Origin of the sequence: Paraburkholderia sp. MM6662-R1 (assembly GCF_050436245.1) — a bacterium.
Classification (GTDB): domain Bacteria; phylum Pseudomonadota; class Gammaproteobacteria; order Burkholderiales; family Burkholderiaceae; genus Paraburkholderia; species Paraburkholderia tuberum.
In genome coordinates this window covers 1,049,660-1,068,348 of sequence record NZ_JBNDLV010000001.1, presented here as the reverse complement: position 1 = coordinate 1,068,348, position 18,689 = coordinate 1,049,660, and the positions used below count along the sequence as shown (strand labels likewise).

16 protein-coding genes and 1 pseudogene are annotated in these 18,689 nt (G+C 62.6%); 12 read left to right on the top strand and 5 right to left on the bottom strand.

The features are described 5' to 3' along the window. Positions 1-30: 30 nt before the first annotated feature. Both tnpB and tnpA read right to left on the bottom strand, forming a co-directional pair. Positions 31-387, bottom strand: coding sequence for an IS66 family insertion sequence element accessory protein TnpB (gene tnpB / locus OKW39_RS05040; protein WP_165572787.1), 357 nt, complete (start codon positions 385-387; stop codon positions 31-33). Further along, positions 384-839 (bottom strand): IS66-like element accessory protein TnpA, encoded by a 456-nt coding sequence (tnpA, locus tag OKW39_RS05035; RefSeq protein ID WP_429354897.1) that lies wholly within the window; start codon positions 837-839, stop codon positions 384-386. The genes tnpB and tnpA overlap by 4 nt, the downstream gene beginning before the upstream one ends. Positions 840-1,386: 547 nt before the next feature. Between tnpA and OKW39_RS05030 the strand changes: the two genes are divergently transcribed. The 6 genes and pseudogenes from OKW39_RS05030 to OKW39_RS05005 all read left to right on the top strand — a co-directional run bounded on the left by OKW39_RS05030 (position 1,387) and on the right by OKW39_RS05005 (position 8,857). Then, positions 1,387-1,590 (top strand): hypothetical protein, encoded by a 204-nt coding sequence (locus OKW39_RS05030; protein WP_429562206.1) that lies wholly within the window; start codon positions 1,387-1,389, stop codon positions 1,588-1,590. Between the two features lie 402 nt (positions 1,591-1,992). Continuing rightward, entirely contained in the window at positions 1,993-2,316 is a 324-nt protein-coding gene (locus OKW39_RS05025) for a hypothetical protein (protein WP_429562205.1), read from the top strand. 540 nt (positions 2,317-2,856) lie between these two features. Continuing rightward, a protein-coding gene (locus tag OKW39_RS05020) for an IS3 family transposase (RefSeq protein ID WP_244168772.1) occupies positions 2,857-4,409 on the top strand; the annotation gives its coding sequence in 2 pieces (ribosomal slippage) (positions 2,857-3,319 and positions 3,319-4,409; 1,554 coding nt in all). A gap of 61 nt (positions 4,410-4,470) precedes the next feature. Next, positions 4,471-6,729, top strand: coding sequence for a filamentous hemagglutinin N-terminal domain-containing protein (locus OKW39_RS05015; RefSeq protein WP_429562204.1), 2,259 nt, complete (start codon positions 4,471-4,473; stop codon positions 6,727-6,729). 434 nt (positions 6,730-7,163) lie between these two features. Then, positions 7,164-7,439 (top strand): annotated as a pseudogene (locus tag OKW39_RS05010) (alpha/beta fold hydrolase); the annotation flags it as partial. Positions 7,440-7,726: 287 nt separating this feature from the next. Further along, complete coding sequence (locus tag OKW39_RS05005) at positions 7,727-8,857, top strand: IS110 family transposase (RefSeq protein WP_090803864.1); 1,131 nt, start codon at positions 7,727-7,729, stop codon at positions 8,855-8,857. Between the two features lie 288 nt (positions 8,858-9,145). Here OKW39_RS05005 and OKW39_RS05000 read toward each other — a convergent pair whose 3' ends face one another. Continuing rightward, positions 9,146-10,078 carry a DMT family transporter gene (locus tag OKW39_RS05000; RefSeq protein WP_429562203.1) on the bottom strand — a complete coding sequence of 311 codons (933 nt, stop codon included), beginning with the start codon at positions 10,076-10,078 and terminating at the stop codon, positions 9,146-9,148. A gap of 129 nt (positions 10,079-10,207) precedes the next feature. On the opposite strand from OKW39_RS05000, the gene OKW39_RS04995 reads away from it, so the two are divergent. Then, positions 10,208-11,125: a LysR family transcriptional regulator gene (locus OKW39_RS04995; RefSeq protein ID WP_429562202.1), complete on the top strand. Its 918-nt coding sequence runs from the start codon at positions 10,208-10,210 to the stop codon at positions 11,123-11,125. Between the two features lie 51 nt (positions 11,126-11,176). On the opposite strand, the gene OKW39_RS04990 is transcribed toward OKW39_RS04995, so the two are convergent. After that, positions 11,177-11,377: a hypothetical protein gene (locus OKW39_RS04990; protein WP_090803988.1), complete on the bottom strand. Its 201-nt coding sequence runs from the start codon at positions 11,375-11,377 to the stop codon at positions 11,177-11,179. Positions 11,378-11,734: 357 nt separating this feature from the next. Between OKW39_RS04990 and OKW39_RS04985 the strand changes: the two genes are divergently transcribed. Then, the gene (locus tag OKW39_RS04985; RefSeq protein ID WP_429563455.1) at positions 11,735-12,526 is read left to right on the top strand and encodes an SDR family NAD(P)-dependent oxidoreductase; all 792 of its coding nucleotides are present in this window, start codon (positions 11,735-11,737) and stop codon (positions 12,524-12,526) included. A gap of 126 nt (positions 12,527-12,652) precedes the next feature. Here OKW39_RS04985 and OKW39_RS04980 read toward each other — a convergent pair whose 3' ends face one another. After that, on the bottom strand, positions 12,653-13,648 hold the full coding sequence (locus OKW39_RS04980) for an LLM class flavin-dependent oxidoreductase (protein ID WP_429562201.1): 996 nt from the start codon (positions 13,646-13,648) through the stop codon (positions 12,653-12,655). Positions 13,649-13,973: 325 nt separating this feature from the next. Here OKW39_RS04980 and OKW39_RS04975 point away from each other — a divergent pair, with 325 nt between their 5' ends. From OKW39_RS04975 to OKW39_RS04960, 4 genes are all read left to right on the top strand, one after another. After that, positions 13,974-15,575, top strand: coding sequence for a rhodanese-related sulfurtransferase (locus OKW39_RS04975; protein ID WP_184062057.1), 1,602 nt, complete (start codon positions 13,974-13,976; stop codon positions 15,573-15,575). 499 nt (positions 15,576-16,074) lie between these two features. Further along, positions 16,075-16,626 (top strand): outer membrane protein assembly factor BamE domain-containing protein, encoded by a 552-nt coding sequence (bamE, locus tag OKW39_RS04970; protein WP_090803993.1) that lies wholly within the window; start codon positions 16,075-16,077, stop codon positions 16,624-16,626. Positions 16,627-16,685: 59 nt separating this feature from the next. Then, on the top strand, positions 16,686-17,639 hold the full coding sequence (locus tag OKW39_RS04965) for a patatin-like phospholipase family protein (RefSeq protein WP_090803995.1): 954 nt from the start codon (positions 16,686-16,688) through the stop codon (positions 17,637-17,639). Between the two features lie 355 nt (positions 17,640-17,994). After that, a complete protein-coding gene (locus OKW39_RS04960; protein ID WP_090805677.1) occupies positions 17,995-18,684 on the top strand; it encodes an ABC transporter permease in 690 nt (229 codons plus the stop codon). Positions 18,685-18,689: the final 5 nt, after the last annotated feature.

The following is an 18,689-nucleotide window of genomic DNA, read 5'->3' as shown; positions in this document are numbered from 1 at the left end:
CCCGTTGTTTTTACTGGGAACGCCCGGCGTTCAGCTCGCGTGACGGTACCGCCGTGCCGGATGGCGGCGCACTGCGTCAACGTCAATGCCCTCAAGGAGCCAATGCAGCTGTTCGGTCGTCAACTCGATCACAGCCTGTTGCCGACGTGGCCAGACGAAGTGGTCCTGCTCGAGGCGCCGCAGCATCAGCCAGAAGCCGGTGCGCTCGTAGAACAGTAACTTGACCCGGTTGCGTCTGCGATTGTGGAAGGCAAACACGGCACGTGCAAATGGGTCGAGTTGCATGGACTGCTCGACCAGTGCCACGAGGCTATTGATACCGGCACGGAAATCGATCGGCTCACGATGCAGGAAGACCTTAATGTTCGCCTCGAACCGGAACATCATTGGGCTCTCAGTGCGGCAATCATCGCGCTCACCAGTGCGGCGTCGCGCCCTGAGCATTCGAGCTCAAGCTTTACACCGTTGGGCAATCTGGCCGACAGGCGCGCAGCTTGTGTCGCCGGTGGCGACAGATCTGCGCGATCCAGTTCAGGCGTCGGCTGCGCAACATGTGTCGTCGGCGCCGCGTCGTCGATCGCGACGACCGGCACGAAGGCCGACAACCCGACAGCAGTGTTGAATCTCGCGGAGGAAGTCGACTGTTCGCGCAGCCGAACCCATTTGCGCAACTGGTTGGCGTTCACCCCAGCCTTCAGGGCGAGGCCAGACAGCGATGCGCCTGGCTGCAGGCAGGCGTCGACCAGTCGTCGCTTGTCTGACGGGTGGAAACTGCGCTTGCCGCCGACACCAACGCGTGTCACCCGCAAGGGCAAAAAGGTCAGGTCATTCTCGGTCATGGATTGCGTCCGCAAGTTTGGGTTGCGGACGCAATCGTGGACCTTCTCAAAGGCAGAAGCTAGGTGCGTGAAAACTAGCGCTTACGAATTGTGCAATCCATCTGGCTACGTGTGCAGGCGTCGGCGTGCCCAGTTCATCGGACCGGTAATCCCAGATTCGCGCCGCAATGGAATATAAAACTTGGTCTCGCTCGTTCATATGGCCCTTTCTCTCTTTTTGCTTTTAGAAACCCTTGTCTGAGAATATTACCATCTGGTCAATTGAAAAATTACAACTAGTATGGAAGAGGCCGGTTTCCCAGCAACCAACGTGGTGGAGCGTCACAGGTCCATTCATGCAATGCGATGCAGTGCACGGCGCCCTGCTCGACCGCAGTTTGGTCGGCGGACCGCTTCAGCCCGCAGGTGAACGTCGCGACCACAGCCGCAAGTAACGCGTTGCTGCGGTGAGATGCGTGTGGTGCATTCGCTCGGCCTACCATCCTGATGTTCAAGACTGTCAGTGGATCGGTGAGCACGTTGACCGGCAACGTGCGAGTCCCCATGAATGGTACGCATCTGGGTCACGTGCCTGATCATCGAGCGAGGCACCGGGGAAGCGGTGCCGACGGTTCACCGGTTCGGGGAAAGGCTTGCACGCAAGCCCTTGATTCGCATCAATGCCCAAGGTGCCGATGCGCCGGCGCACCGCGGCCTCGGGTTGCAGGGCAGTCCGCTGGAGACTTTGCGTGCCCTCGAACTGCGACTGTAGGATGCGGGGGCCGGGCTTCCGCGCTGATGCGACGCGCCCGAATGCTCCCTCGTTTATACCGGAACGACTGCTATCGAGAAAGCTGACGGACCGCTCTGGGTCGAACTGGGACCTTCAAGGTTGCTTTGCCCTTCACGTGGGCGATAGTTCAGAGGTTGGAATGACAAACCCAAGGACGCCAGATATAGCCGCTCACTCCAGCTGTAGCAATTCTGTAGCAAACCAAAATTCACCCCGCGGTACCGCGCCCATATCCCCACGGCAACAATCGACCGATATCCGAACGTTGCGATATGACAGCGCCTCTTCATCCAAAAAAACCGTCACCATTTCATGCGACACCGGCCGTGAGCGTAGCGTTGGTCCTGCATCGCGGAAGTGTGTCCTAACGGGAGAGTCCTGATGAGCAAGAAGTCCGAAACGAGCGGTAAGAGCGGCGCGAATGAGTCGACCGCTGCGACGCTGGCCGCGCTGGCGAATTACATCAGTGAGTTCGTCATCAATGGGACGCTCGACACCCGATGCGCCGCGAAACTAGTTAAGCGCCTGAGAAAGGAAGCCGAAACCGTTTTGGAAAATGGAAGCGCGACAAAGCTGGCACAAAAGGATCTGAAGAAAGCGTTCGACACGGTTGACGCTGCAGTCCAGGACCACGATGCGAAACTGCTGGTCACAGCTAACGCAGCACTACGTACAGCAGACGAGGGGAAAAAGGCGGAAAAGTAGCACTGAAGACTCGCACGCCTTGACGCTGTAGTAGCTGCGTCCCTCAGATAATGTTTTCAACGGCGAGATACGCCCGCAGAATCACCTGTAGCACGGTCAGTACCGGCCATCAAGCGTCATTCGCCCCTCCCGTTAGACAGACGTTCAGACGTCGGCTCCGCATTGCAAACGGTCCTTGGCCTTTGGGACACGAGCGCCGGTATCGTCCATCGCCATAGGCTGTCCACAGCACGTGTCACAGGCGACTGGCAGAACCCGGTCGCGTCGTGGCGCAGTTTCGCGTTGATTTCGTAAAAGCATCCGGAGATGCCGGTACACGCCAGGCGGCCACAGCGCACAGAATAAAAGGCGAAGAAGGCGCAAAACGCAGAGATATCGGCATGCGTCGGCGACCCGAGCGGCTATTCTTCAGACGCTGCGACTATCGCGTTTCCGGTCGGCTCTGCTGGTCGTCGGCAGCCATTCCCCCCCGGCGTCAGACTACTTGTCGTGTTATCTGAATCTTATAGACATGGTCCGGGGGCGGTAAAATCAGGGTGAATGAAAGCCTACTCAGCAGAAAGAAAAGAAGCGCTGGTGCGTCGCATGATGCCGCCGGAAAACGCGTTGGTCTCAGCGCTGGCCAGAGAAACGGGAATTACCGAACAGACGTTGTACACGTGGCGCCGACAGGCGAAAGGACAAGGGCTGGCCGTGCCGGGCGATGGGAAGAATCCCGAGGGATGGTCTTCGGAAGACAAGTTTGCAGTAGTGCTGGAAGCCGCCCCGCTCAACGCAGCGGAGCTGGCCGAGTACTGCCGGCGCAAAGGACTCTATCCCGAACAGATCGCGGCGTGGCGAGCGGCCTGCCAGGCAGCCAACGCGAATGCCACCGAGCAGGCACGCGAGCAGCGCCACCAGTCGAAAGACGACAAGCAGCGCATCCGGCAGCTCGAGAAGGAATTGCAGCGCAAGGAGAAGGCGCTAGCGGAAGCGGCGGCGCTGCTGATTCTGAGAAAAAAAGTCCAGGCGATCTGGGGAGACAAAGAGGACGATTGATCAACGTCCCGGATCGCCTGTTATGTATATCGTTGATACGCGAGGCGGCGCAGTCAGGCTGCCGGCTGGAGAAGGCTTGCGACGAGTTGGGCGTGAGCCTGCGCACGTTTCAGCGCTGGGTCGGTGACGGTGACACGGTACGTGCTGATGGTCGTACCACGACCGAACGGCCGCCGCCGGGCAACCAGTTGAGTGAGGCTGAACGGCAACAGATTCTTGAGGTAGCCAATAGTGCGGAGTTTGCCAGTCTGCCGCCCAGCCAGATCGTGCCGAGGCTGGCCGATCGCGGCGTGTATGTCGCATCGGAATCGAGCTTTTACCGCGTGCTGCGCAGCGCCTCGCAGCAGCACCATCGTGGTCGTGCGCGCAAGCCCTCGACCCGGGTAGTGACCAGTCATTGCGCGACGGCGCCCAATCAGGTCTGGTCGTGGGACATCACCTGGGTACCTGCGGCGGTCAAAGGACAGTATTACTACTGGTACATGATGCTGGACGTGTTCAGCCGCAAGATTGTCGGTCACGAAGTGCATGAGGCCGAATCGGCAGAACTGGCCGCGTTGCTGATGCGGCGTGCCAGTCTGGCAGAGGGCCTGGCAGGACGTCCCCTGGTGCTGCACTCGGATAATGGCAGCCCGATGAAAGGTGCGACGATGCTTGCCACCCTGGAGAACCTGGGGGTCGTGGCCTCGTTTAGCCGACCACGCGTGAGTAACGACAACCCGTACGCAGAGTCGCTGTTCCGGACCTGCAAGTATCGGCCCGACTACCCGCGCAAGCCGTTCGGCAGCGTTGATGAGGCGCGGGCCTGGACGCAGCAGTTCGTGCGCTGGTACAACCATGAGCACAAACACAGCGGCCTCAAATTCGTCACGCCGGCCCAGTGTCATAACGGCGTGGCGAATGCAGTTCTTGCGCAACGTGAGATCGTTTATGCGGAGGCCAGGCAGCGCAATCCACGGCGTTGGTCCCGATCGACGCGCAACTGGAAATTGAAGGATGAAGTCTGGCTCAATCCGGAGCGCATGCAACCGGAAGAACTAAAGCAGTGCGCATGAGGTGACGCGACAAGTACGTTGACAACCGCCGTTCCGCGCCCCACGCGGAAAGGGGGGGGGTATGTCACGTCCAAAACTACCTCGGCGCACGCGACGCGCACTGCATCGTCGGCAGTCAAACGCACGCATGTGGCTCGTCATCGGCAGTTCGCTCACCGGTCTGTCCTTTGCACATGCGGCGCTCGCAGCGGGCACCCTTCCACAAGGCGGCACTTACGTGGCCGGCACGGGCGCGATAGCAAGCCAGGCCAACGGCCTCGTGATCACGCAACCGGGTTCGACGCGCGGCGTGATCGAGTGGAACAGTTTTTCGATCGGCAGGAACAACAGCGTGACGTTCGACAACGGCTCGGGCGCGACGCTGAACCGCGTGACGGGCGGCTCGCCGTCCGCCATCTTCGGCAGGCTCAGTGCGACGGGCAGCCTGTATGTGATCAATCCGCAAGGCATCGTCGTGGGGCCATCGGGCGTGATCAGCACGGGAGGCCGATTCGTCGCGTCAACGCTCGATGTCTGCAACGACGCGTTCATGCAGGGCGGTGGTTCCCTAACGTTGTCGGGCGACCCGAGCGCAAGCGTGATCAACCTCGGCAAGATCAGTTCGAGCAGCGGCGATGTGTTCCTGATTGCGCGACACGCCGTGATCAACGCGGGCACTATCACAGCACCCAACGGTACGGCCGAACTGGCTGCAGGCGAACAGGTGTTGTTACAGGATTCGGGCAGCAGCAGACAGGTGTTCGTGCAGACGGGCGGCCAGGGTACCGTGGCCAACAAAGGGCGCATAAACGCCGCGCAGATCAGCCTGCAGGCCGCCGATGGGAACGTCTATGCGCTTGCTGGCGGCGGCACGCGCATCCGCGCGACGGGCACGGCGGATCGTGACGGTCACGTGTGGCTCGTCGCCGATGGCGGCCGTGTCAGTCAACTCGGCAAGATCTCCGCGAGCAACGCGGATGGCAGCGGCGGAACGGTCGACACGCAAGCGGCGCAACTCGCATTCGGCAGGCATGCAGCCGTTCACGCGGGCCAATGGAACCTGTTGACGCCCGCTTTCACGATCGATGATGCCGCCGCGCGCGCGTTGCAGCGCAGCCTGAACGCGGGCACGTCGATCGATGTCACGACCACAGGCGCGAACGGCGCAACGGGCGACCTGGGCATTGCTTCGAGCCTGAGCTGGAGCGGTCCGGCTTCGCTCACGCTTGCCGCGTACCACAACGTCTCCGTGACGACGGGCACGACGATAGCGAACAATGGTGCGGGCAATCTGGCCTTGCGCTCCGACGCTTCGGGCATCGATAACGGCGGCAGCGTCATCAACAATGGCACCATCGACTGGTCGAAAAGTACGGGCATCGTCAGCACGCTCTACGATATGAACGGCAGTTACAGCCCCGGCACGCTTGTCGGCAATGCGGCCTGGAGCGTGCCGCTCTACAGCGGGCTCGTGACGCAGATAACCGGCTATAAACTCGTCAATTCGGTCACGGACCTGCAGAGCATCGAGAACGATCTTGCCGGCAACTACGCACTCGGCAAGGACATCGATGGGAGCAATGTCGCGTTCACAACACTCGCGTTCATTTTCGCGGGCCAGTTCGACGGTATGTGGCATACGATTTCCAACGTCTTGCCGAGCGATGTCGCGATTTTTGGTGAGATTGGCGCAACCGGTGTCGTGCGCGACGTGAACGTCAAGTCGAACGTCAGCACAACGGCTAACAATCTTTCCTACGCCGGGATACTGGCCGTTTACAACTACGGAATGGTCGCCAACGTCTTTACATCCGGGGCCATTGTTTCAGAGACCAGCGATTCAACCGACTGGTTCGCCGGACTTGTCGCCACTAACTACGGGCTGATCGCGCGCTCGGGCAGCAGCGCAACCGTCCGGGCTGGTGTTGCCGGCGGGCTGGTCATCAGTAACGAAGGCACGATCACTGAGTCATACACAACCGGATCAGTCACCGCAGATAACGTTTTCGGGTACGCAGGAGGACTCGCGGTGAGCAACGGCGACCACGGAACGATCACACAGTCCTTCGCGACGGGTCCCGTGAGTTCGGCCTCGATCTTCGTCGGCGGCATCTGCGCCTACTACGGCTGCGTTGGCATTGGGAGCGACGTCTACTGGAACGTACAGACAACGGGACAGTCGTCGAGCGGCGGCAACCTGCCAGCATCGAACGGGCTCACTACGGCCCAGATGAGCGCCCCGGCAAGTTTTGTCGGCTGGGACTTCGGTCCGAGTGGCGCCTGGACGATGCCGCCCGGGGCCACGCACCCCGTCCTGACCTGGCAAGTCACCGGGCAGTGAGCCATACCACCGCACCGACGCTTGCATGAGCGTCAGACGCGTCTCGCGATGCGGCAGACGAGTTTTTCGCGAGTTTCGGCTTGCCGTGGTCGTTCTTCCTTCCGGATGACATGCACCGATTCACGCGGAGCGTACGACCGAAAGCCGTCTTGGTACCCGTCCGCATGGCCGGGATTCGCGAACGTTCGTTGGCGAAGCAGATCCGGCCAACTATCCGCCTGACACCGATCAATTGGACGACCGAGGTACTCCGCAAACCGCCATTCGGTCGGCGAAAGCGCGAGCGGCCGAGATGGGTCTGGAAGCGCCTTTCCCGGGAGATCCGCGAACAAGCATTTTGCTGCCTCTGGCACACCTGTATTCCGCTCAAAGCCTTATGGGATAGGAATTTGGGGGGGCATCGGCGAAAAGTTTATTGTGATGACCGTTGTGCGCAACCTGTTTTTTATGAGCTGGGCCAGCTCAGCATGCCGACGCTCCTGCTGATCGGCCAGAAGGACACGACGGCGATCGGCAAGGACGCCTCGCCGCCCGAGGTGCGCGCGAAGCTCGGCCATTACCCCGAATTGGGCCGCGCGGCCGCGAAGGCGATTCCCCATGCGACGCTGGTCGAGTTCGCGGGGCTCGGTCACGCGCCGCAGATGCAGGACCCGGAAGCGTTTCATCAGGCACTGCTCGATGGACTCGCGGCGGTGCCGACCAATCGTTGAGCGTTCAAACGGCTTTCTGTCTCGCTACCGTACTCCTGCGTCGTTCACCGCCAGGCGAAACGTCCTGGTAGCTACTTTATGGCCCTTCGCGGATTTCCACGGAGGACGCTTGCGGACAGGCTCTAGTCGGCCAGGAATTGCTTGCGACCTGAAGACAGCCTAGTCAGTATGACTCCGCGAGGTAGAGGCTGGCCCGCCGCGAGGACTCAAACGCGGGTTAGTATTTCTGCCAGAGCCGCACGGTGTGGACAGGGCCACACCCGGCGATATCCATCACGGAGGCCAGCGTGGAAAAAGATATCACACTGTACGTAGGGCTCGACGTTCACAAGGATTCGATCACGGTTGCCTATGCGCTGGGCACAGGCGAGGTCGAACTGCTCGGCAAGATTGGCACGACGAAGACGGATATTGATCGGCTGTGTACGCGCCTGCAATCGAAGGCGCGGCACATCCGCATCGTCTACGAGGCGGGCCCGTGCGGCTATGGACTTTATCGTCAGCTCGTGCAGAAGGGATTCGACTGCCTGGTGTGCGCGCCGTCGCTGATTCCGAAAAAGCCGGGCGATCGGGTCAAGACTGACCGGCGTGATGCGATCAAGCTGGTGCGGTCGCTGCGCGCCGGCGACCTGTCAGCGGTGTACGTGCCAAGCGTGGAAGACGAAGCATTCCGCGATCTGGCTCGCGCGTGGGTCAGCGCCAAGGACGATCTTAAGCGTGCGCGGCAACGGCTGAAGGCCTTTCTGCTCTTGCATGGCGTGCGCTATGCCGGCCGCGCCGACTGGGGACCTGCGCACCGGCGCTGGCTCAGCGCCTATGCTTTCGACAGCGTCTGGCAGCAACTGGCGTTCGAGGAGTATCGGCGCACGATCGAGGATCGCCTGGCGCAATGCGACCGGCTGGAGGCCGCGTTGCGCGAGGCTGTCGTCAACTGGCGATTCTATCCTGCCGTGCTGGGCCTGCAGACGATGCGCGGCGTGCAGTTCACCACGGCAGTGGGCATGCTCGCTGAGCTCGGGGATCTGTCACGCTTCGCCCACCCGCGCCAGCTGATGGCCTGGCTGGGGGTGACGCCATCCGAACACTCGTCGGGCGACAAGCGCCGTCAGGGCAGCATCACCAAGAACGGCAACAGCTATGCAAGAAAGTTGCTGGTGGAAGCGGCCTGGAGCTACCAGCATCCGGCCCGCGTGAGCCCCGAAATCCAGCGCCGCCACGAAGGCATCCCCAAGCCCATCGTTGACCGCGCCTGGGACGCGCAGATGCGCCTGTGCCGGCGCTACCGGAAGCTCCTCGCGCGCGGCAAGCAGAAGAATATTGCGGTGGTCGCGGTCGCTCGCGAACTCGCCGGTTTCATCTGGGACATCAGCCAGCTCGCCATGTCGCTCTCCGTACGGCCCGAGGTGCGCATGGCGTGACCGAACCCTTGAGCAACAAGTAAATCAACCTCACCACCCGAGCAAGAGTTTCCTGAAAGCGGCGTAGCCCGGCACCCGAGCAACCCGCGAGACGGTTAGGCAACGGATTTGATTCGACTTGCGGCACTAGATAGCGGCAGGCTCGCTGGGCGGACTTCTGTAATGCGGTAACCAACCCGCGGATATCAGCATGATCCACCGTCGAGATTTACTGCTACGTCGCCCTCAGGAAATTCAGATGGCAGCTCAAAACCCAAAACCGATCCCCTCTTGACAAGCGGAGTCATATCAACCGTCAACCGAAGTGGCGGGATGCATTTCAAGCGCCGCGTTGGCGTCCCTTTTAAACGGAACCGCCGCCAGCACCGATGCAAGTACCATCAGACCTCCGCCAAACCATGCCCAGCCAGAAAGATGCTCACCGAGCCATACGTATGCGAATAGCGCGCCGAACGCGGGCTCGCTTCCCATCAGCAAAGCGACGCGCGTTGGGTTGCTGCGCTTGACGGCAAAGTTCTGTGCGAAGAAAGCGAACAACGTACAGGCGAGCACGAGGTAAGCGATGCTCGCCCAGAAGTCACCGTGCCCACTGAGCGACGGCAGCGCATCCCAATGTTGTGACGGCAGCACGAACGCCGCCAGGACACTGCCCAATGCAACGACGCCTGCCTGGACCGCCGTCACCGACAGCGGAGCAAGTTCCGATTCGCGCATCACACGCTTGGTCACGCACACCATCAGCGCACGCAGTAACGCCGCAAGAAGAATCAGCGCGTCGCCCGCGGTCGGAATGATCACGCCTGCGCTCACGAACGCGGCGCCCGTCAGCGACAGGCCCACGGCGATCCATTCGCCACTCGACGGCTTTCGTCGTAGCAACACCCATTCGACCAGCGGCGTAAGCGCGACACACAGACTGATAAGGAACGCCGCATTCGACGCGCGTGTGTGCGCTATCCCGAAAGTCTCGGCCAAAAAGATGCCGAGCAGGATTGCACTGGAGCCGAGCGCACCCAGCAACGCGGACGCTTTGACGTGTCGGAGCGAGCGCAACGCCGGCGACAACACGAGGAACGTCAGCCCGAAGCGCAACGCCAGCAGACCGAGCACGGGATAGATCGTGAGCGCGCCTTTCACGACCCCATAACTGGTGCCCCACACCATCGCGACCGCAAGCAGCATGAGGTCCGATATCCACAACGCGCTCTTTTGCTTCGACATGACGGACCTTCTGTTTTCATTCGAACGGCCCAAATTGTCAGGTATTGCATTGATAAATATAATCAGGCTCAGTGGAACATCTTTTATGTTTGAGATGCACAAATGACTGGTGCGCGTGCGAGGGTCGCGATGAATCCCAATGAACTCTTTGCGTTGCTACCCGACATGGCGACGTTTGCGAGGGTCGTCGACGCCGGCAACTTCTCCATTGCCGCGCGGCAACTGGGCAGTACACCGTCGACTGTCAGTCGGCAGATCAAGCGCCTTGAGGATTCGCTTGGCACGCGGTTGCTTGAGCGCTCGACCCGTAGCATCCGTTTGACGGATTCAGGCGCGCAGATCTACCGGTATTGCCGGGATATGGTCGGCGCAGCGTCGGGTGCCGTCGACGTCGCTGGACAAGTGACGGGTGATCCGCGAGGCAAGGTCAGCATCAGTGCGCCGATTTCATATGCGAGATCTGTCATCCATCCGCTTGTTCCCGAATTTCTGCGCATGTGGCCCGACGTGGATGTCCATCTGGTCTTTGCCGACCACGAAGTCGATCCGCTACGTGACGATGTCGATATGGTGATCCGACTCACGCGTTCGCCTCCGCCAGGCCTTGCTGCCCGGCGACTTGGAGCGGTCAAATGGGTTCTATGCGCGTCACCTGCCTATCTCGCGGAACGGGGGACACCGGCCGAGCCGCATGACCTTGCTCGGCATGCATGCATGTATCTAGGGGAGACGGTCGACGACAATCGATGGCATTTCCGCCGCGACTCTGAGACACAGTCGGTCGAGGTGAAGGGGCGATACATCGCCAATGATGCGGGCGCGCGATTGGATGCTGCGCTGCATGGGCTGGGCATTGCGAGCTTGCCCGATTTTGCTGCTGCGCAGGCGATTTCGAGGGGCGGCATTGTCCGGGTGCTGACCGACTGGGAATTCGAGGCCCGTACATATATGGGACCGGTCTGGCTGCTTTATCCGTCGAGCCGTTTTTTACCGTCTCGAGCACGTGCGCTCATCGATTACCTGGTGAGCCAGCTTCACGACAGGTAGGCTGCCACACCGACGGCATCAGGCGCGCAGGGCTGCGCGCCTCCTTTGCTGTCAGCCGTGGTAGAAGCCGTCGGTGACCGAGTTTTGCAGCACGCCGTCGACATAGACGCCGACAGGGTCGCCATCAGCGGACGTGAGGATCGAGCCGATGTGCTGGCCGGGTAGTTTCATCCGGCCGCCTTGGATTCTGGTCATCTCCTGGTGATCAAGTTCTGCAGCGTTCTGGATGTCGTCGATGGTCAGCGTGTTCATGATGTGTCTCCTTGAACAAGAGGGTTGTACAAACATTTAAGCGGCCGGCTGCTTGCAGCACACAACGCACATGTCATGCCATCCGGGCGTGATCTGCGCGGAGCGCGCATCCCCAGTGAATCGCGATGATGCGAGTTTGGGCGCCACCATCACTTAGCCAAACGAAGTTGGAAAATTGCTGACATGGCCTTGCTTTCCTTCTCCTACAACAGCAACGAATCGCAGGCGTTCTTGACCGAACCGCCTCACTGGTCGATGGTGGCGCATCGATTACACGTACGTGAACCTCCTGGCGGCATCCGACGTTCAAGTTCCGATGTCGCCATTTTTAATTCATCCATTGAAAGGAAATCACCCATGGACCTGAACCTGACAGGCAAGCTCGCACTGGTGAGCGGCAGCACAGCCGGCATCGGTTTCGCTATCGCCAGCACGTTGGCGCAGGAGGGCGCTCGTGTGATCGTGAACGGCCGCTCCCAGTCATCTGTGGACGACGTGGTCGCGCGGCTGAAAGCGCAGACGGGCAGCGACGTGCAGGGATTTGCGGGCGATCTCAGTACGGCCGCTTCAGCAGAAGAGCTCGCGCGACGCTATCCGGACGTGGAAATTCTGGTCAACAACCTGGGCATCTTCGAGCCCAAGCCGTTTGAAGAGATCCCCGATGCGGACTGGCAGCGGTTCTTCGACGTCAATGTCTTGAGTGGGGTACGCCTCGCTCGCCTGTTTTTGCCTGCGATGAGGCAGGCCAACTGGGGGCGCATCATTTTCATTTCGAGCGAAAGCGCAGTGCAGATTCCCGCTGAAATGATCCACTACGGGATGACGAAAACCGCGCAGCTGGCGGTCTCGCGGGGGCTCGCCGAAGCGGTTGCCGGCACGGGCATTACAGTCAATAGCGTGCTGCCGGGGCCGACGAAATCGCGGGGAGTGGGTGAATTCGTGGAGACCCTTGCCAAGGCCGACGGCAAATCGTTTGAAGCGTTCGAAACAGAGTTCTTCGAGAAGGTCCGTCCCACCTCGCTCATCAAGCGATTTGGTTCGCCGCAGGAAATCGCGTCGCTCGTGGCCTATATCGCCAGTCCGCTTTCGTCGGCCACGACGGGAGCCGCGTTGCGGGCCGACGGGGGCGTTATAAAAAGCGCCTTCTAGACCCCGAAGGCATCGGACCGGCTTCTCACACGACCGGCCCCAACTCAGTGCAAAGACAAGGGCGGCTTGCCATGAGCCGCCCTTTTTTCGTGCGTCGCCGTGTCCGCCGATCGGTTCGCGAACCGCTTATCTGGCCGCCATCATTTCATCGCGCACCTCGGCGCCGATCTCGAACGAGCGCAGCCGCGCGGCGTGATCGTAAATCTGCGCGGTCAGCATCAACTCGTTCGCGCCGGTCTGCTCGATGATCGATTGCAGACCTTCGCGGATTGCGTCGCGATCGCCGAGCACCGTGCAGGCGAGCGCACGCGCGACGTTGTTCAACTCCATCTCCGACGCGTCGAGCCGCTCGACCGGCGGCTGCAATTGTCCCGGCGTGCCGCGCCGCAGATTGATGAACTGCTGCTGCAGCGACGTGAACAGCCGTGCGGCTTCGTCGTTCGTGGCGGCGGCGAACAGATTGACGCCGACCATCGCATAGGGCTTCGCCAGCGTCGCGGACGGCCGGAACTGCGTGCGATACACCTGCAGCGCGGTCATCATGTAATCGGGCGCGAAGTGCGACGCGAACGCGAACGGCAGCCCGAGCGCCGCGGCCAGTTGCGCGCTGTACAGCGACGAACCGAGCAGCCACAGCGGCACGTTCAGGCCCGCGCCCGGCACCGCGCGAATGCGCTGGCCCGCGACCGGCTCGGCGAAATACCGTTGCAATTCGACGACGTCGTCGGGGAAGGTTTCGGCGCTCGCCTGGAGATCGCGGCGCAGCGCGCGAGCGGTGGTCTGATCGGTGCCGGGCGCGCGGCCGAGGCCGAGATCGATCCGCCCCGGATACAGCGACGCGAGCGTGCCGAACTGCTCGGCGATCACGAGCGGCGCATGGTTCGGCAGCATGATGCCGCCGGAGCCGACGCGAATCGTCTTCGTACCGCCGGCCACGTAGCCGATCACGACCGAGGTCGCCGCGCTCGCGATACCGATCATGTTGTGATGCTCGGCGAGCCAGTAACGCTTGTAGTTCAGCTTTTCCGCGTGCTGCGCGAGTGACAGTGTGTTCCTGAACGCGTCAGCCGGCGTGGCACTCGCGGTGACCGGCGAAAGATCGAGAACCGAGAAGGGGATCATTGTCTGTTGATTGCGATGGGCGGCGCTTTCGCGCGATGGGGCATTGTGGCAAAGCGGCGCCTTTTCTGCTGGCGGCGCGGCGATGCCCCTGTCGACCGAAGGGTCGGCAGGACCGATGAGGCGCACTGAGGCGCGACCCATGGCGCGGAAATTGCGCGTGCGTAGCGTGTTCGTGCGGCGGTGCTTCGCATTCGCAGTGCGCCCGAATAAGCAATCCAGCGAGTGACCGTGCGCCGATCGGAATTCGAGTGTACGGTTAAGTATCGGTGCGGTGACGCGACCCGTTGCCGGACATCCGGAATGTAGCGAAGGAGTTCCCGATCCCATGAATGTCGTCAAAGAGTTTCGTACCCGGTCATTCCAGGACGTGTCCCACGCATTGCTCGACCGCGAGGAGATCGCGCTCGTCGACGTGCGTGAGGAAGATCCGCACGCGCGCAGTCATCCGTTGTTCGCCGCCAATCTGCCGCTGTCGCGGCTCGAACTCGACGCGCCGCTGCGGCTGCCGCGCCCGGCCGTGCCGATCGTCGTGTTCGATGCCGGCGAAGGCCTCGCGAGGCGTGCGGCCGAGCGCTTCGCCGAACTCGGCTATACCAACGTCGCCTTGCTAGAAGGCGGCCTGCAAGGCTGGCGCGAAGCGGGCGGCGAGTTGTTCAAGGATGTCAACGTGCCGAGCAAGGCGTTCGGCGAACTGGTCGAAAGCGTGCGTCATACGCCGTCGCTGTCCGCGCAGCAGGTGCAGGCGCTGCTCGATCGCGAGGCCGATGTCGTGGTGCTCGACGCGCGCCGCTTCGACGAGTTTCAGATCATGAACATCCCCGGCAGCATCAGCGTGCCGGGCGCGGAGCTGGTGCTGCGCGCCAGGCAGCTCGCACCGGATCCGGCCACGCGCATCATCGTCAATTGCGCGGGGCGCACGCGCAGCATCATCGGCGCGCAGTCGCTGATCAACGCGGGCGTGCCGAATCCGGTGGCCGCGCTGCGCAACGGCACGATGGGCTGGACGCTCGCCGGTCAACCGCTCGCGCACGGCAGCGCGCGGCGTGTCGAAGGTGCGGTCGACGACGCTTCCCGTCTCGCCGCGGCAGACGGCGCGCGCGCGCTTGCCGACCGGGCGCGCGTGCGCCGCACGTCGCGCGACGAAGCGCGCCGCTGGGCCGACGAAGCGATGCGTACCGTCTATCGCTTCGACGTTCGCAACCCCGAGGAATACGAGGCGGGCCATGTGCCCGGTTTTCGCAGCGCGCCGGGCGGCCAGCTCGTGCAGGAAACCGACCTGTTCGTGACGGTGCGCGGCGCGCGCGTGATCCTCGCGGACAGCGACGGTGTGCGCGCGAACATGACCGCATCGTGGCTCGCGCAGATGAACGTAGAGGTGTACGTGGTCGATGGCCTGACGGCGGCCGATTTCGCCGAGAAGGGCATGGCGCCGTTGGCGCGCAACGCGGTCACGCCGCCCGACGTCGACGACATCGCGCCGGCCGAGCTCGCCGCGCTGCTGCAGTCGACGGGAACCGTCGTGCTCGACTTCACGAGCAGCACGCACTATCTGAGGCGGCATATTCCGGGCGCGTGGTTCGTGATCCGCAGTCAGCTCGCCGACGCGCTGCGCACACTGCCCGACGCGAAGCGCTATGTGCTCACGTGCGGCAGCGACGTGCTCGCGCGCTTCGTCGCCCCGGAGCTCGCCGCGGCGACCGGGCGGCCGGTGCAGGTGCTGCGCGGCGGCACGATCGCGTGGATCGACGCGGGCCTGCCGGTGGAGTCGGGCGGCACGCGGATGGCGTCGCCGCGGATCGATCGTTATCAGCGGCCGTATGAGGGCACCGAGAACGCGCGTGAAGCGATGAGCGCGTATCTGGAGTGGGAGCATGGGCTCGTCGCGCAACTCGCGCGCGACGGCACGCACGGCTTTCGTGTGATTTGATGGGCCGGCCATCCAGGGGCCGGCCATCCGGCACCCCTCTTGCGCCACGCGAATCTTCTGCCGATTCGGTGTAAACGCGCTCTCGTCGAAAGCCTCCGATGCGTTTAAATTAGCGGCATCTGGAAGGCTTTTCGAGGGACCAGGGCGGCCATAAAAGGCAGCGGTTTGTCATTCGGCGATGGCGCAAGGTGAGTAGCCAAGGTTGCTCATCGCTTCGTCTGGAGCAGACCGCTGCGCGTCGTCCGCGGTGCTTCGCGCAAGGCGGCCAATGAGCCGCCGTCACTTCCGGTTGATCCTATCGACCGACATGGCGACGCTGTATACAGCGTCGCCTTTTTGCTTTTGGCGTGCCCATCTCAGCCGACCTCAGCCGATCCATTAGCGCTGCGCGCAACACGTTCCTCGCGGTTTTCTCCGTGCGCGGTTATCCTTGTAGTACACACTACAGACCGGCCAGGCGCCGCGACGACAGATCCCACACATCCGGACAGGAACCGAAGTGAGCCTCAAACCGCTGGGCGTCACGCTACTGATAGCGTGCTTTGCGCTGACCGGCTGCGACCAACAGCAGAGCGATCAAGCCGTGCAAAAACTCAAGGACTTTTTCAACGCCGTCAAACCGGACGCGTTGCTGCTCAAGAACATGACGCCGGGCGTCACGACCGAAGCGCAAATCCTCGCGCAGATGGGCAAGCCCGAGACCACGCGCACCTTCACCGACGGCTCGAAGCGCTTCGAATATCCGCGCGGCCCGCAAGGCCTGAACACCTACATGGTCGACATCGATCGCGACGGCAAGCTGCAGGCGATCACGCAGGTGCTGACCGCGGACAACTTCGCGCAGGTTCGCTCGGGCATGACCGAGGACGAGGTGCGGCGCTTGCTTGGCAAGCCTGGACAGGTGGCGGTGTTTCCGCTGAAGCCGGAAACCGTGTGGAGCTGGAAATGGCGCGAGGGCGGCGTGACCGAAGAAGGCATCTTCAACGTTCACTTCGACCGGAACCAGAGGGTGTACACCACGTCACGCTCGGACGTGATCCGCGGGCGATAGGCGGGGGCAATGTCGATCAGAAGACGGCCGGATAAGCGGGCCGAAAAAGCGGGGTAGGCATGATACGTCGACGTCGATACAGCCGGATCGGGCTGGTGTTGGGGGGCGGCGCCGCGCGCGGCTGGGCGCATATCGGCGCGATTCGCGCGCTGCAAGACGCGGGCATCAGGCCCGACGTCGTGTGCGGCACGTCGATCGGCGCGCTGGTCGGGGCGGTCTATGCGAACGGCGATCTCGACTGGCTCGAGGAGTGGGTGTCGCGTCTCACGTGGCAGACCGTGGTGCGGCTGCTCGATCTGCGCATCTCGGGCGGCCTGCTTGGCGGGCGCAAGGTGATCCAGCTATTCGCCGACAAATTCGCCGGCCGCTCGATCGCGCAACTGCACATGCCGTTCGCGGCGGTCGCGACCGAACTCGACACCGGCCGCGAAATCTGGCTGCAGGACGGCAGCACGATCGACTCGGTGCGCGCATCCATTGCGATTCCGGGCATCTTCACGCCGGTATGGCACAACGGCGTGTGGCTCGTCGACGGCGGGCTCAGCAATCCTGTGCCGGTGTCGGTCGCGCGGGGCATGCGCGCGGACTGCGTGATCGCGATCGATCTGAACAACGACATCCTGAACGGCCGCGATTTTGGCGGCCCGGTCATTCAAACGCCCGCGCTCGATCCCACCGCACCGCCGCCCGTCGCGCTGCGCCGCAACGGCAAGCCATGGCCGCGCTGGCTCGCGCCGGCGGAGGCGAGCGCCACCGACGACGTGCGCGTGCCGCCGAAGCCAAGCGCGCAGGTGCCGTCGATGCTGAGCTCGATCGCGCAAAGCATCGACATCATGCAGGTGCGCATCACGCGCAGCCGGCTCGCTGGCGAACCGGCCGATATCCTGATCCAGCCGCGTCTCGGCGGCATGGGCATCTTCGATTTTCATCGTGCGGCGCCAGCCATCGAGGAAGGGCGCGAGGCGGTCGAGCAGATGCTGCCGGCGATTCGCGCGCGGCTCGGGCTCGACTGAGCGCGAGCTGTCAGGCGTCGGAGCCGGCGTGAACGCGCTGATGCAACGGCGCGACGCGATCGGGCGGTGCCACCGCCGTCGGCGCGGCCTATCGAAAAAGCGACCCGAAACTTGCGAAATCGCCGCACGGCCAGGCGCGCGCGGCGCGCCCGACAACACGATAACCGCCGTGAAACCAAGCGCTACGAGGGTTCCGTCGTGCGTCGAAGTGTCATGTTGCGTCGCAGCAAACCACCCGCCCGGTATTTGAGAAATTGATTTCAGCTTGCGAGACTCCGCGCCATGCCGGAGCAGCGAGCAGCCCATGAAGCCGCCGCCATCCGCGCCAATACAACGAACCTGGATGGAGACACGCGTGTTCCTATACGGCTTTGGTCCCGTGCTGCTCGCCGGCACGCTCCAGACGATCGAGCTGTCCGTTCTGTCGCTGGCGGCCGCTGTGTTGCTCGGCCTCGCGGGCGCGGCGGCGAAACTCTCGTTCAACCGGCCCCTGCGGGTCATCGCGACCGGCTACACGACGCTGATCCGCTCGGTGCCCGACCTCGTGCTGATGCTGCTGCTGTTCTACAGCATCCAGATCTGGCTCAATGATCTGACCGACATGTTCAGCATCGAGCAGATCGACATCGATCCGTTCGTGGCCGGCGTGCTGACGCTCGGTTTCATCTACGGCGCGTATTTCACCGAGACTTTTCGCGGCGCCTTTCTCGCGGTGCCGCGCGGCCAGCTCGAAGCGGGCAGCGCGTACGGCATGAGCGGCGTGCGCGTGTTCACGCGCATCCTGTTCCCGCAGATGATGCGCTTCGCGCTGCCCGGCATCGGCAACAACTGGCAGGTGCTCGTGAAGGCCACCGCGCTCGTGTCGATCATCGGTCTCGCCGACGTCGTCAAGGCCGCGCAGGACGCGGGCAAAAGCACCTTCAACATGTTCTTCTTCATCCTCGTCGCCGCGCTGATCTATCTGGCGATCACCACCGTATCGAACCTCGTGCTGATCTGGCTGAACCGCCGCTATTCGATCGGCGTGCGACACGCGGAGCTCTGAGCGTC

Excerpts from the sequence above, each read along its gene's own strand:
- tnpB (WP_165572787.1), bottom strand. The coding sequence starts at position 387 with ATGATGTTCCGGTTCGAGGCGAACATTAAGGTCTTCCTGCATCGTGAG.
- tnpA (WP_429354897.1), bottom strand. The coding sequence starts at position 839 with ATGACCGAGAATGACCTGACCTTTTTGCCCTTGCGGGTGACACGCGTT.
- OKW39_RS05030 (WP_429562206.1), top strand. The coding sequence starts at position 1,387 with ATGGTACGCATCTGGGTCACGTGCCTGATCATCGAGCGAGGCACCGGG.
- OKW39_RS05025 (WP_429562205.1), top strand. The coding sequence starts at position 1,993 with ATGAGCAAGAAGTCCGAAACGAGCGGTAAGAGCGGCGCGAATGAGTCG.
- OKW39_RS05015 (WP_429562204.1), top strand. The coding sequence starts at position 4,471 with ATGTCACGTCCAAAACTACCTCGGCGCACGCGACGCGCACTGCATCGT.
- OKW39_RS05000 (WP_429562203.1), bottom strand. The coding sequence starts at position 10,078 with ATGTCGAAGCAAAAGAGCGCGTTGTGGATATCGGACCTCATGCTGCTT.
- OKW39_RS04995 (WP_429562202.1), top strand. The coding sequence starts at position 10,208 with ATGAATCCCAATGAACTCTTTGCGTTGCTACCCGACATGGCGACGTTT.
- OKW39_RS04990 (WP_090803988.1), bottom strand. The coding sequence starts at position 11,377 with ATGAACACGCTGACCATCGACGACATCCAGAACGCTGCAGAACTTGAT.
- OKW39_RS04985 (WP_429563455.1), top strand. The coding sequence starts at position 11,735 with ATGGACCTGAACCTGACAGGCAAGCTCGCACTGGTGAGCGGCAGCACA.
- OKW39_RS04980 (WP_429562201.1), bottom strand. The coding sequence starts at position 13,648 with ATGATCCCCTTCTCGGTTCTCGATCTTTCGCCGGTCACCGCGAGTGCC.
- OKW39_RS04975 (WP_184062057.1), top strand. The coding sequence starts at position 13,974 with ATGAATGTCGTCAAAGAGTTTCGTACCCGGTCATTCCAGGACGTGTCC.
- OKW39_RS04965 (WP_090803995.1), top strand. The coding sequence starts at position 16,686 with ATGATACGTCGACGTCGATACAGCCGGATCGGGCTGGTGTTGGGGGGC.